The following is a 13,863-nucleotide window of genomic DNA, read 5'->3' on the forward strand; positions in this document are numbered from 1 at the left end:
AATGAAGCAACCGCAAAATCTTGGGATTGCTTTGCTACACTCCGTTTCGCTCGCAATGACAGCTTTTGGATCAATCATTCTGTGGAGTTCTCTTAGTGGCTTCTGAGGATGAAGACAAATCAGGATAGAGCCGCTACAGCCGGTGGCAAAGTTCTAAAATTAAGAAGTATTAAATCAAGTTGAGGATATCATGGCTGCAAAAATAGAAATTTACACCTGGAGGACTTGCCCGTTTTGCATTCGTGCCAAAAGTTTGCTGAAAAACAAGGGCGTTGAATTTACCGAATACAGCATTGATGGAGATGAAGCAGCCAGAAGTAAAATGGCTCAAAGAGCAAATGGACGCCGCTCTTTACCGCAAATTTTCATCAATGACGCTCATATTGGTGGTTGTGATGATATCCATGCTTTAGACAGTCAAGGCAAGCTGGATGAGCTACTAACTTCTAGTAATAGCGTTTAGATTTAGAAGGTTTGGCGTTAGCGACAAGCCGCTGCAACACGGCAGTCGCTACAACTCTGAAAAACTATGTGCCGCCTTGTCTACTGGCTTTTATCCCCATAAGACTTTACCCTCCAGGTTTTACTCAGCAGTACAGATGTACGTCAATTGGTAAGATCGTCAAGAGATAATAATTGAATAACTATTTAATTTCTTGGTGATTGAGGTACAAAGGGTGAAACTGGCTTTTATCATTGATCCCATCTATTTGCTTGATCCGTGTCATGATACCAGTGTTGCCCTGATGGAAGCAGCGCAAATTCTGGGACACGAAATTTGGATAACTCAAGCAAATCTGCTGAGTGTCGTGGAGGGCAAAGCTTGGGCTGTCCTACAGCAAGTCGAGCTTGTACCAGTCCAGTTGGTGGATAGACGGTGGGTAGCGGCGAATCTTTGGTATAAGTTGAGCGATTCCTACTTAACTTCTTTAGAGACAATGGATGCCGTATTTATGCGGACAGATCCACCAGTCAATGATTCCTACCTCTATGCTACTTATATTCTCGATTACATTGACCAAAATAAAACCCTGTTGATTAATACTCCCAGTGGTATCCGAGGGGCAAATGAAAAAATGTATGCCCTCCAGTTTACCAAAGCCATTCCAGAGACAATTGTCAGTGCTGATAAGCAGTTTATTCGCCAATTTGTCGAAGCAAAGGGGGCAACAGTTCTCAAACCACTGGGTAATAAAGCTGGGGAAGGAATTTTGTTTTTGCAATCAGGCGATCGCAATTTTAACTCCATTGTTGAACTCAGTACGCTCCAAGGTCGAGTACCAGTAATGGTACAAACCTATCTACCAGAGGCAAAAGAAGGAGATAAGCGAATTATCTTGCTCAATGGCGAACCCATTGGCGCGCTCAATCGCCTCTCTAGCGGAACTGATTTTCGCAATAATATGGCAACTGGTGGTACTGTCGCTCAAACTGAAATTACCCCAAGAGAATATGAAATCTGTAACCAATTAGCCGAACGCTTACGCCAAGACGGCTTAATTTTTGTGGGTATTGATGTTATCGGTGGCTACTTAACTGAAGTTAACGTCACTAGTCCTACCGGAATTCGTGAGATTGATCGACTAGATGGCACTCACCTTGGCGATCAGGTTATTCAATGGATTGAACAGACACTAGAAATCAAAAAATAATTTACATTTATTTTTTTGTTTTGTGTCCCCCACGAAATAGACTTTCTTCGGATATTTCTGGAGGCGAATTGTCTACGCAACTTGCTTTCAGTAAATATATTTACTTGTACCGAATATAAGTTTAACGGATCGCGAGGGGTAGATGTAGTGATGTCTATGACTGGCTCTAACGCATGATAACGCAGTGTTAGCCAGTTAGAAACGTCTGAACTATACAACCCTTCTCCGAAAGGAGACGCTACGTAAACAGGCATCTTCCTTTGAGAGAAGACTCGCTATCGATGAAGCATTTGTAGTTGGGCAGGTCTTCCTGTTTTTTTGTGAAAAAAGCATAGCTAGACATGCAAGCCAGCAGACTCCTGCCCAAGTTCATTTTATAAAGTAGCGTTGAGAGTTTTTTTCCAATTGGTAAAATTGGGGATGGCAATATGTTGCTTACCCCCACCTTTGGTAAACTCCTGGTGGAACTAGCAGATTTTATACAGCGTTCAGCCTGAACTGAGACTGCTAAGTTAATCTAAAATCGTTCGACTGAGCGCTCACGACGAAATCTCAAATCCAAAATCTTTTAATTCTTTGGTGTACGTCGGTTTCTCAGAAAATCAGGTATGTCCAATCCAGGTTTTTCTTTTGGTTCTGGAGTTGGTGTTGGTGTTGGAGTTGGACTTGAGGTTGGGGGATTAACTGTGGGTTGCGGGGTTGTTGGTCGCTTCGAGGTATTAGGTGCTACCCGAACGTTAGCCACGCTTTGTTGTACCGCTGCTTGCACTTCACCCGTAAACCCGGTGGCAATTACAGTTATTCTCACTTCACCTTGAAGTCTGTCATCAATTACAGCTCCAAAAATAATATTGGCGTTGGGATCAACAACTTCATAAATTGCTTCTGCGGCAGCATTTACTTCATGGAGGGTGAGATCAGTACCACCAGTAATATTAAAGACAACTCCTCTAGCACCTTCAATAGAACATTCTAGTAATGGTGAAGAAATAGCTGCGATCGCAGCTTCTCTAGCTCTAGATTTTCCAGAACTCACGCCAATTCCCATTAATGCCGATCCTGCATCTGCCATCACAGCCCGGACATCAGCAAAGTCAACGTTTACCAGACCGGGGATCGTGATGATATCAGAGATACCTTGCACCCCTTGACGCAGCACATCATCTGCATAGCGAAAAGCTTCTTGCACAGGCGTTTGTTCGGGGATCACTTCCAGCAATTTGTTGTTGGGGATAATGATCAGTGTATCTACTCTACTTTTTAGTCCTTCAATACCTTGTTCTGCTTGGCTGGTGCGACGGCGACCCTCAAAAACAAATGGACGTGTAACCACACCAACAGTCAAAGCGCCCATTTCTTTTGCTACTTCTGCCACAATCGGGGCTGCGCCCGTCCCAGTACCACCGCCCATACCAGCAGTGATAAATACTAAGTCTGCACCCTCCAAAGCCGTAGCAATCTCATCCCGCGATTCTTCAGCTGCTTTTTGACCGATGGCAGGATTACCACCCGCTCCTAAACCCCGCGTTAGCTTCTGTCCAATTTGCAATCGACTGGGAGCGCCAGCTAAGGTAAGAGCTTGAGCATCAGTGTTAATCGACCAAAATTCTACCCCAGATACATCAGACTCGATCATGCGGTTAACAGCATTGCCACCACCACCACCGACACCAATCACTTTGATGTTGGCGACCCGACCAGGAACAATCTCGCCAATTCGGCTATTTTCCGTAAAAATCTTCTTATTGTCGTGATTTTGTCCGAAGTTCATCCCAGAATTATTAAAGGGGTTAGTTGAGTTAACTGCCAGAGAGAACCCCGGCTGTCCCGTAGATTGGGAATTTTTATAGTTAAGTCCTTGGTTATTATCAAGTGTCATTGGATTTGTGAAAGGGTAGATAAACGACTTTTTCAGGTGTTATTCACCTCAGAGTCAACTTTAGTTTGACAGTGCCACAATACTATGGCATTGTTCTTTATTGTTTTCACTACTGCCAAGCCTAACAGAATTGGCAGCGCGAAAATTTGCTATGGGATAAGCTTTTAAGGCAGCCGATCGCACAGCTAATTCTAGAGAAGTATACCTATATTTATCTAAAAATGACCTGTATAACTTCAACCAGACATTAATCTCTTCGTTATTCTCAGCGGAGGGCATAACTTGTAAAGACACACTACAGGGTATTTTCTCTGCCTCAATAATCATATTGTTAATAGGTTTCACCATTAGGTATGATTGCAACTTTAGACACAAAATTTACCTTCTACTTACTTATTTTTTAGGCTAAACTGAGCAAGAATTTACTTGTCAGACTATACCTGATTAACTTGTTGTTTGGGGGGTCTTAATGGACACTTTGTTGGAGCAGTAGTCTATATGATGAGAACCCTCACTAGTGCAGTCAAACAATTTTGAATTTTAGATTTTGGATTTTGGATTGATCCTGAAATCCAAAATCCAAAATCCAAAATTGGCACGGTCAACAAATCAAGATTTTCTAAGAGGTTTCGTTACCCAATTAAGGATTACGGCACGGAGTAGTCCAAACTTATTAACCCAGAAGCAATGCTTACGCAATTTTGGGCGGCATTTTTCGTGACAGATTCAAATGGATTGGGTACTGAGGATTGGGTATTAAAAAAACTTTTCTCTAGTCACCAATCCCTAGTACCCAGTCCTCAATACCGTTCCCATCAGTGCCCTCAGAAAAGCGAGTCTGAATCTTGATGGAAAACTCAAGCATTTTTCTCTTTTCCACACTGGGTTTAGTCAAAGAGTGTATGGGCAGAAGGCATTTTATACGCCATAGACCATCATTAGATTGTCTGACATCTTGTACCCTACTATTAGATATTAGGGTAACAATTGAGGGTCTTTTACTCGCAATGGAGATTTTATGATTGATCTTCTCATTTTAATTAGAAGTTAATGCCGATTTTCGTGCGGTTTGCTAGAAAACTGAAAATAATAAATATATTTATCAGCATAAAGCTTCTTAATTTACTAGGAGTTATCAATACATTAAACACGTTAGATGTTTTTAGGGATTTTGGGAGTTAATTTCTGGTCTTTTTGGTTCATCTGTACTAATGGATATTCGGGATTTTTCAGATCAATATACTCTATTTGACCAGAATTGAATTTTGTTGCTAAAGGGCGCATTTGGGCGAGTACTTTAATTTGTTCAGACAATTGGGGACCTGGAACGCCGAGATGCACATTTCCTAATTCTGTTTTCAAAATTAAATTCGTTGGATTTTGGCAATTAATTTCCATTATTTTTACCGGACTCCGACTCACAGCTTCATGGAGTTGAGTCCAGTAGGAGCAGTATTGTTTTGCCGAGCCAATGACTCTGAGATTGGGTAATTTCTTAGTGGGATTGAGTGATGTGTATTTTTCTAAAGGCATCCAGGCCCCACTGGCATCTAGTAAGCCGATTATTACTTTTTTGTTGCCACGTGTTTGAGTCACTGCGACAGGCACTCGTTCTTGAATTTCGATGATTAATCCAGGAGGAAACAGGCGGCGTCTGACGATCGCTTGAGCAATAGTTGGTTGTTTTTTCAAAGAGTTAGCGATCGCTGACGGTTCAATCCGCCACAAAGACTGGGGGTAAGACAGCACCAACAATGACTGAGTTGTTTGATCCGATAGTAATTTATTGCCTGATTTCATCACGATTTGTTTGGGAGCCTTAAGTATCCACACTGGTTGGACTGCCACCCACAGCAATCCACCCGCCAAACCAGTAATGGCAAAGGTTCGCCAAATAGCCTGAATAATTTTCATTTGCCGCTGCCGACGCAATTTCTGACGACGCTGGGCTAGATCCGTGCGGGAAACTGATATTATGCCAGCCATTCACACCCCTTTCTGGTTGCAATTTAAATTCCTTGACACGCTCGTATCATTATTAATTTCAGTAAACACTGTTGGCATCTATTAGCTGTTCTCCTCAAGACTTTTTTTATTTTTAGTAACACTTTACAGTAACTACACAAAGATTATGGCGCTAGTTATTAGTCCTATTAAAGTTTCCGGTGTCCATTTTTAACTGACTGTAGTCTTTTTGACAAGTTATTTTTGAATATTTTCCCCTAAAGATTACAAAATCTTAATTGAGATGTGGGGGATTCTGTTTCCTTGACAAATAGATTGTGAAGTGATACACAAGTATTCCTGAATCTCTGTGTACCTTGCTATAATTCATACCAGTCATCCTCGCCAGTTATCCAAACTTAGAACCATGAAACTTTGTAGTTTTTTTTACTCAATTCCTAAGCCATACAATTTTTTATCCGATCAAACAAAAGCAAGAGATTGTCAAAACCTCAATACCAGGTGTAAAAAGGACAGATATGCTTAGACTATTAGAGTCAATTAAATCTCTACCATACTACTGACAGTAATCCTGTACAAGTTCTGTCCCTTGCAAGACACGACCAACTTGTGAATCAATCCTATGCCTACATCCCGGATTGGATTACTTGTATAAAAAATAAAACTAAAGCTGCATCTACATACACCTCTACATACATGAAAACGACGTTAAATTTGTCACGTTTTTATAAAGCATGTAACCCCAGTTACACGCTAAATATAAGTAACGTGCTAGATCGGCAGTATTACATAGATTTTGCTGATGTACGTGGTTGCAAGATTGTCGAAGAATTGCAACGGACTATCGTTAGGATTTCTCCTGATGAGCCAACCTGTCAGTTATTTACAGGTCATATTGGTTGTGGTAAGTCAACGGAATTGCAGCGCCTCAAGACAGAACTAGAATTGGCGGGATTTCATGTGGTTTATTTTGAGTCCAGTCAAGACTTAGATATGGCGGATATAGATATCAGCGATATTCTGCTGAGTGTAGCCCGTCAAGTCAGTGCCAGTTTAGAAGGAATTAGCATCAAACTTAAACCTGGTTACTTTACCAATTTATTTAAAGAAGTAGGCGATTTTTTGCAAAGCCCCATAGAGCTTTCTGGACAAGCAGAGTTGTCTTTGGGTATTGCCAAAATTACTGCTAAAACCAAAGATAGCACCCAGATGCGGAATCAACTGAGGCAATATCTGGAACCACGTACCAATAGTATTTTGCAAGCGATTAACGAAGAAATTTTAGAAAAGGCTGTTGAACAGCTAAAGCTAAGAGGTCAAAAAGGATTAGTAGTAATTGTAGATAATTTGGATCGAGTGGATATGCGCCCCTTAGCATCCGGGCGATCGCAACCAGAATATCTCTTCATCGATCGAGGCGAACAGCTACGCCGACTTAAATGCCACCTAGTTTATACAATTCCTCTAACGTTAATCTTCTCCAATGAGTACGAGACACTCAAAAATCGTCTGGGGGGAGGGATTGCGCCAAAAGTGCTACCGATGGTATTAGTGCGGCAAAGAGATGGCAGTGACTACGAACCAGGGATGTCACTAGTGCGCCAGTTAGTTTTAGCAAGAGCTTTTCCAGAAGTCCCTTTGAGTGAAAGGTTTCTATTAGTTACAGAATTATTCGATCGCTCCGAAACTTTAGATCGTATATGTCGCGTTAGCGGCGGTCACATTCGTAACTTATTGGGTTTACTTTATAGCTGCCTGCAACGACAAGATCCGCCTTTTTCTAGGGAATGCTTAGAAGCCGTAATTAAGGACTACCGCGACGATCTGCTATTAGCTATTGATGAATCTCAGTGGGAATTGTTGTTTGAAGTAGTGCAGCAACAGAGAGTTAAAGGTGAGTCTGACTATCAAAGCTTACTAAGAAGCATGTATCTGTTTGAATATCGCGATCCAGTAGGGCGCTGGTTTGGCATCAGTCCAGCCTTGGCAGAAACAGAAAAAGTTTTGGCTTGGCAACAAAAAAGTAATAGTCATTAGTTATTAGTCATTAGTCATTAGTTATTTCCCTATGCCCAATGCCCCATTCACTATGTCCAATACCCAATACCCAATGCCCCATATCCAATGACTAATGACAAACAGCTACACGTCTACACCAAAGAAAATCAGCATACTTTACAAAGACTGATTAGAGCGATCGCACTTTCCGAAGGTCAATTTGCCCTAATTTTGGTTCGATGTAACTATGGGCGATTACGTGAGCAAATGTTAGAGAATATTCGCTCCACCAGCCAGGAAATTAACATCAGAGAAATTTTTCTCAATCCATCAACTACTTCTTTACACAGCACAATAGTCTCAGAACTATCTTTAGATAATCCTGCTGTCCTTACAGATTCTTTGCCATCGGCTGTGATGGTTTTTGGTATTGAGTCAACTACCGATCTGGAAAACTTACTTACAGGCATCAACCAAGCACGAGATATATATGCTGCAACTTTTCCATTTCCAGTAGTATTATGGCTACAAGATGAAGTGGCATCATTGCTTTCAAGATTAGCGCCTGATTTTAAAAGCTGGGCTGCAACCACTATTAAATTTGAAATGGCCAAAGCAGATTTAATTGCTTTGATTCATCATGAAGCAGAATCTCTCTTTGCCAAAGTCTTAGAAGCCGGTGCTGAAACATTTTTATCTAATGCCTTCCTAGATTTAGATCCTAAATCCCAACATCGCCACGAAATCGAATCAGCCCGTAATGATTTGCTACGTTTGTATGGCGTTCAATTAACACCAGGATTAGAAGCTAGTTTAGAATTTGTCTTGGGGCGAGATAAATACGCCAACGATCAAATTAATGGTGCTTTAGCCAATTATCAAAGAAGCCTTGCATTATGGCAGCAAGAAGCGAGGAGAGTCGCAGAGTGGGAAAGTAATTCTTCTTTGCCGCTTTCATCTATTCACCCTATCCCTACCTCGTCTTTACTGAAGCAAGCAATAGTGCTATTCCACCTGGGGCTTTGTTATCACCGAATGGCAGACTTATACCAGAATACCAGTAGCTATTGCGAACATGCTCTGTCGTGGTTTAAACAATGCTTAGACCTATTGCAAGAAGTACAAAGAGAAGACTTAGTTGCTAAATTTATTTTGCCTGCTTGTGAAATGTTGCAACGCTTAGAAGCCTGGGATGAGTTAAAAGAATTAGCTCAAAAATCATTATATCTACATAAAACCTATGGAACTTCCGCCCAAGTTGCTCAAAATTATGGTTTTTTGGCAAATGCAGCTGCTTCTGAGTCCAATTGGGTGCTGGCTCATGAATTAGCGAATACAGCACTTTCTATTTCTGAAGAAGCAACACAAGTTTCTCTGCGAGACGCTTTGCAAAGACGACGACAAGAAAGTTGGTATCTTCTCTTGCTAGCACGTACACAACGGCATCTGGGTAAGGCAGAGGAAGCTATTAATAACTTGGAATGGGCGAAGGTAGTTTGTGAACTACAACATCAGCCATTACTTTACTTAGAGATTTTAGAAGAACTGCGATCGCTTTACTTTTTTGAGCGTCATAACTACACAGAAGCCTTTAAGCTCAAGCAAGAAAAAATTAAAATAGAACATCAGTATGGCTTTCGAGCCTTCATTGGGGCAAGTCAATTACAGCCGCAACGCCCCAGAATTAATCCAGTCCTGGAACCTCACAAAATACCATTTATTCCTGAAGAAATTGCTCAAGAAATATCTGCTTCGGGACGGCAACAAGATGTTAATCGCTTAATTGAAAGAATTGCCCGTGCTGACTACAAACTCACAGTAATTTATGGCCCATCAGGTGTAGGAAAAAGTTCAATTCTCAAAGCTGGTTTAGTCCCAGCCCTCAAAGGAAAAGCTATTGGTGAACGCATTCCTATCCCGATTGTTTTATCTGTTTATACTGATTGGCTCGCAATCTTAATCAGCAGTATCAATCAAGCCCTAGCATATACAGAAATATCGCTCGGTATTAAATCTACACCCACCATAATACTAGAAAAAATTCGGTTAGCATCTGAGCGCAATTATACTATAGTTATCATATTAGACCAGTTTGAAGAATTTTTCTTTGTTAGTAATCCTCCCACGCAAAGAATAGAATTTTACAAATTTTTTAGTGAATGTTTAAATATTTCATTCGTAAAAATTATTCTTTCATTAAGAGAAGATTACTTACATCATTTATTAGAGTTTGAACGTTTGAGCCATAAAAATAGTACTGGATTATATGATTTAGGCGTAATTAATAAAAATATTCTCGATAAAGACATTCGCTACTATTTAGGAAAATTTTCTAGCCAAGATGCAAAATCCATAATTCACAGTCTGACCCAGCGTTCACATTATGAACTGAGTGAAGAATTAATTAACCGATTAGTGCAGGATTTGACAGGAGAATTAGACGAAGTACATCCAATTGAATTACAAATAGTCGGCGCTCAACTACAAATAGAAAACATCACCACACTCGGACAATATAAGCTTTGCGGTGGCTCAACAAAATTAGTAGAACGCTGGCTTGGGGAAGTTATCAAAGACTGTGGTCAAGAGAATGAAGAGTTAAGCTGGAAATTATTATTTGAGTTAACTGATGAAAAGGGGACACGACCGTTAAAAACTAAAACTGATTTGGCATCTGCATTAGTTAATAATCAGGATATAGATACAATATCAAGCTTTGACAAAGTTGGGGAACTGATTTTGGAAATATTAGTGGGTTCCGGCTTGGTGTTGCGAGTCAGAGAAGAATTAGGCGATCGCTACCAATTGGTTCACGACTATTTAGTTGAACCAATTCGCCAAAAAAACAACTATGGTATGCTCGCCGAATTAGAAAAAATCAAACTTGAAAAAAATCGGGCGGAAGTAGCCCAAAAACTTAGTCAGGAGCAACTTAATTTAGTATTGCAACGGCGACTGCGAGAAGCACGGATAGCAGGCGCAATCCTGGCAATCATGGGGGGAACAATCGCAGCACTATGGTGGCAAGCCGACTTACAAAAAAGAGCCGCAGTCCGCGAAACTCTACGGGCTGAACGCAGTGAAACCAACTTGAACATTAGTGCAATCACTGCTGCTAGCGAAGCTTTGTTTGCCTCTAATAAAGAATTTGATGCCTTATTAGAAAGTTTGCGGGCTTGGCGAGGACTTAAACAGGCGGATGGAGTGCAACCAGATACCCGAATGCGGGTGGTGACAGCCCTACAACAGGCAGTTTATGGAGTAACGGAGGCTAACCGCTTGGATGGACACACTGATATTGTCTGGGGAGTAACTTTCAGCCCAGATGGTCAGTTGCTAGCATCAGGTAGCCGAGATCAAACGGTGAAAATTTGGCATCCTGATGGTACTTTACTCCAAACCCTCAAAGGTCACACTGATGCTGTTACCAGTGTAAGTTTCAGCCCTGATGGTCAAACCCTAGCATCTGCCAGCCTCGACAAAACAGTGCAAATCTGGCGTAAAAACCCGGTTACAGGTGAATTTGACCCCAAACCATATAAAACCCTCAAAGGACATGAAGATTGGGTTTATAGCGTTGATTTCAGTCCTGATGGCGAATTGTTAGCTACTGGCAGTAAAGATAAAACCGTAAAACTCTGGCGCAAAGACGGTAGCTTAGTAAAAATACTGAGAGGACATCAGGGGTGGGTTAACTGGGTAAACTTCAGTCCCGATGGTCAATTTATCGCCTCGACTAGCGACGACAAGACAGTGAAAATCTGGCGACGGGATGGTAGCCTCGTGACAACTTTGCAGGGACATAAGCAAGGTGTGACTGTAGCTGTTTTCAGCCCAGACGGTAAATTTTTGGCGTCAGCCGGTCGAGATAAGACAGTGAAACTCTGGCAGCGGGAAAGTAATAACTCTACTAAAGATGGTTTTGATTTTCGTCCTTACAAAACTTTACGGCAGCATAGCAGCACAGTATGGAGTTTGAGCTTTAGTTCTGACAGTAAAAAGCTAGCTTCCGCAGGCGAAGATAATACCATAAACCTCTGGAGTATCACTGGTACTTTACTCAAAACCTTCAAAGGACATAGCGATGCTGTTGTTAGCATTGCTTTCAGTCCAAATAACAAATTGCTGGCTTCAGGAAGTTATGACAAAAGCGTAAAATTATGGAGTTTAGAGGCTCCAACACCGTCTATTCTTCATGGGCATCAGAAGCGAGTTTTAAGCGTTGCTTGGAGTCCTGATGGTCAAATGCTAGCCTCTGGGAGTAGCGATCGCACTGTCAAACTTTGGCAACGATACACCAGTAATGGCGAGGTCAGAACCCGACTTTACAAAACTTTGGTAGGGCACACAAATAAAGTTCCTAGTGTCAGTTTTGACCCCAAAGGTAAAATGTTAGCTTCAGGAAGTTATGACAAAACTGTGAAACTTTGGCGGCTTAACGGTACTTTAATCATGACTCTCCACGGACATACTGATAGCGTGATGAGCGTCAGTTTCAGCCCAGATGGTCAGCTTTTGGCATCAGCTAGCAAAGATAAAACAGTGAAACTTTGGAACCGTGAGGGCAAGTTGCTCAAAACCTTAGTGGGGCATCAGGGTTGGATAAATAGCGTCAATTTCAGCCCTGATAGTCAAGTTTTAGCCTCAGCCAGTGACGATCAAACTGTGAAACTTTGGCAGCGCGATGGTACTTTGCTGAAAACTTTCTCGCCCCATGACAGTTGGGTATTGGGTGTCAGCTTTAGTCCCACTGATGAGTTGCTGGCTTCTGCTAGCTGGGATAACACTGTGAGACTGTGGGAACGGGATGGCACGTTGTTAAAAACCTTATTAAAGGGATACAGCGATAGCGTCAATGCCGTGACTTTCAGTCCCAATGGTGAATTCCTCGCCGCCGCCAGTTGGGATAGTACAGTGAAACTTTGGAGCCGTGATGGCAAATTAATTAAAAGTCTCAATGGGCATCGCGCTCCGGTGTTAAGTGTTAGCTTTAGCCCAGATGGTCAAACATTAGCATCGGCTAGTGATGACAACACAATAATTCTGTGGAATTTATACCTCGACGATCTGCTGGTTCGTGGTTGCAACTGGGTGGGTGATTACCTGAAGCACAACCGCAACCTTGAGGATCGCGATCGCCTTCTTTGTGATGGTATAACCCGTAAAAACCCTTTTTAGGGAACTCCAAGAAATAAATTTCCAATATTGTGGGGTGGGGTGGGCATCTTGCCCGCCATACAGATTGGGCGGGCAAGATGCCCACCCCACAAGATTTAATTGGATATCTTTTTATTTGGAAATCTCTTAATTACGAATTAAATTAAAGCCTCAATGAGCAACCGCTCTTAGTTTAGCGGTTGATGAGGCGATCGGAGTTATTAATTCAGAACTTGAAATTTATTTCTAGCTAATTAGCTAAAGGAGCGATCGCTCTCTAAAACTTCGTGGCTTTTTTCTTCGGGAGTCTCTTGTGGCAAATTCGCTAAAAAGGCTTGTAGTCTCATCCGCTCAATATAAGGCCAGCCACCCTCAGACTCAATATCTTTCAGCAGTGAGTAGAGTTGCCGACGGTTAACAGGTAAACTCTCTTGAAAAATCCCATCTCGGATTTCTCGGTGTAATTGCTCTAATTGGCGCAGCAAAGCCAAAAGAGCTACAGTATCGCCTTGGCAATCTTGAACGGCATCATACACCACAGCTGCGATCGCTTGCACATTACCGGACAACTTCTCTGATTCAATATTTTTCTGATCGTTCATGCCATCCTTTCCGTGTAAATGAGGTCAACTCAAATTTACCGGAGATTTTTAATTTTCCCTAGTTTGTCCCCTCACTTGCCCGACTCAGGGGTGAATATAACTAGATTTGTATCTTTATTAGAAGCAATTGCGATCGCTTCTAAAAGAGCGTAATCCCCTCTAGCAAAGCCTCCACAGTAGCTAGGTGCGATCGGAACGAGACTTTCTGGGATTTTGAGAACTTTGATTTTGAGTTAGAAAAAATCGTATGATCTGGCTGATTTACCCATCAAACAATGGGCTGTATGTAGTAGCGTCACATACATGATACAAAAAGACTTGGGCGACGCCGCTTTTGCCATCAGCAAAAGCAAAGTGCGAAGAGGGGAGTAGGCTTCGTACTCTTCGAGGTAAGCATTTATGCTGCTCTGTGTGAGGCTTACTCATCCACCCGCCCAACTCTAACAAATGCCACCAACAGTAAAACTGCTGGTTTTTTGCTCCTATAGTGACACACATCCAAAATGGATGCAGTGTGCTTAGTCTGGGGTTTACACCCCAAGCTCAAGAGAGCGACACGTTTAACTACGTTTAGCAGAGAAAAGTTTGAGCAGCGGTTGACAACCTAAAC

8 protein-coding genes are annotated in these 13,863 nt (G+C 41.9%); 4 read left to right on the forward strand and 4 right to left on the reverse strand.

Annotated elements, in window-relative coordinates; all coding sequences use genetic code 11:
- The first annotated feature begins 190 nt into the window (after positions 1-190).
- Positions 191-463 (forward strand): glutaredoxin 3, encoded by a 273-nt coding sequence (gene grxC / locus V7L31_RS10885; RefSeq protein WP_334696229.1) that lies wholly within the window; start codon positions 191-193, stop codon positions 461-463.
- Positions 464-677: 214 nt separating this feature from the next.
- Entirely contained in the window at positions 678-1,652 is a 975-nt protein-coding gene (gene gshB, locus V7L31_RS10890; RefSeq protein ID WP_334696230.1) for a glutathione synthase, read from the forward strand.
- Between the two features lie 568 nt (positions 1,653-2,220).
- On the opposite strand, the gene ftsZ is transcribed toward gshB, so the two are convergent.
- The 3 genes from ftsZ to V7L31_RS10905 form a co-directional block, all read right to left on the reverse strand.
- Positions 2,221-3,531 carry a cell division protein FtsZ gene (ftsZ, locus tag V7L31_RS10895; RefSeq protein ID WP_334696231.1) on the reverse strand — a complete coding sequence of 437 codons (1,311 nt, stop codon included), beginning with the start codon at positions 3,529-3,531 and terminating at the stop codon, positions 2,221-2,223.
- 60 nt (positions 3,532-3,591) lie between these two features.
- Complete coding sequence (locus V7L31_RS10900) at positions 3,592-3,879, reverse strand: hypothetical protein (RefSeq protein WP_334696232.1); 288 nt, start codon at positions 3,877-3,879, stop codon at positions 3,592-3,594.
- Between the two features lie 804 nt (positions 3,880-4,683).
- Entirely contained in the window at positions 4,684-5,517 is an 834-nt protein-coding gene (locus V7L31_RS10905) for a cell division protein FtsQ/DivIB (RefSeq protein WP_334696233.1), read from the reverse strand.
- Between the two features lie 675 nt (positions 5,518-6,192).
- Between V7L31_RS10905 and V7L31_RS10910 the strand changes: the two genes are divergently transcribed.
- Positions 6,193-7,533, forward strand: coding sequence for a P-loop NTPase fold protein (locus tag V7L31_RS10910; RefSeq protein WP_334696269.1), 1,341 nt, complete (start codon positions 6,193-6,195; stop codon positions 7,531-7,533).
- Positions 7,534-7,620: 87 nt separating this feature from the next.
- Positions 7,621-12,672: an nSTAND1 domain-containing NTPase gene (locus V7L31_RS10915; RefSeq protein ID WP_334696234.1), complete on the forward strand. Its 5,052-nt coding sequence runs from the start codon at positions 7,621-7,623 to the stop codon at positions 12,670-12,672.
- 233 nt (positions 12,673-12,905) lie between these two features.
- Here V7L31_RS10915 and V7L31_RS10920 read toward each other — a convergent pair whose 3' ends face one another.
- Complete coding sequence (locus V7L31_RS10920; RefSeq protein ID WP_334696235.1) at positions 12,906-13,253, reverse strand: hypothetical protein; 348 nt, start codon at positions 13,251-13,253, stop codon at positions 12,906-12,908.
- Positions 13,254-13,863 lie beyond the last annotated feature (610 nt).

Origin of the sequence: Nostoc sp. (assembly GCF_036916655.1) — a bacterium.
Taxonomy (GTDB): domain Bacteria; phylum Cyanobacteriota; class Cyanobacteriia; order Cyanobacteriales; family Nostocaceae; genus Nostoc.

Bases quoted from the DNA above. Each gene is read 5' to 3' on its own strand.
- grxC (WP_334696229.1), top strand. From the start codon at position 191: ATGGCTGCAAAAATAGAAATTTACACCTGGAGGACTTGCCCGTTTTGC.
- ftsZ (WP_334696231.1), bottom strand. From the start codon at position 3,531: ATGACACTTGATAATAACCAAGGACTTAACTATAAAAATTCCCAATCT.
- V7L31_RS10900 (WP_334696232.1), bottom strand. From the start codon at position 3,879: ATGGTGAAACCTATTAACAATATGATTATTGAGGCAGAGAAAATACCC.
- V7L31_RS10905 (WP_334696233.1), bottom strand. From the start codon at position 5,517: ATGGCTGGCATAATATCAGTTTCCCGCACGGATCTAGCCCAGCGTCGT.
- V7L31_RS10910 (WP_334696269.1), top strand. From the start codon at position 6,193: ATGAAAACGACGTTAAATTTGTCACGTTTTTATAAAGCATGTAACCCC.
- V7L31_RS10915 (WP_334696234.1), top strand. From the start codon at position 7,621: ATGACTAATGACAAACAGCTACACGTCTACACCAAAGAAAATCAGCAT.
- V7L31_RS10920 (WP_334696235.1), bottom strand. From the start codon at position 13,253: ATGAACGATCAGAAAAATATTGAATCAGAGAAGTTGTCCGGTAATGTG.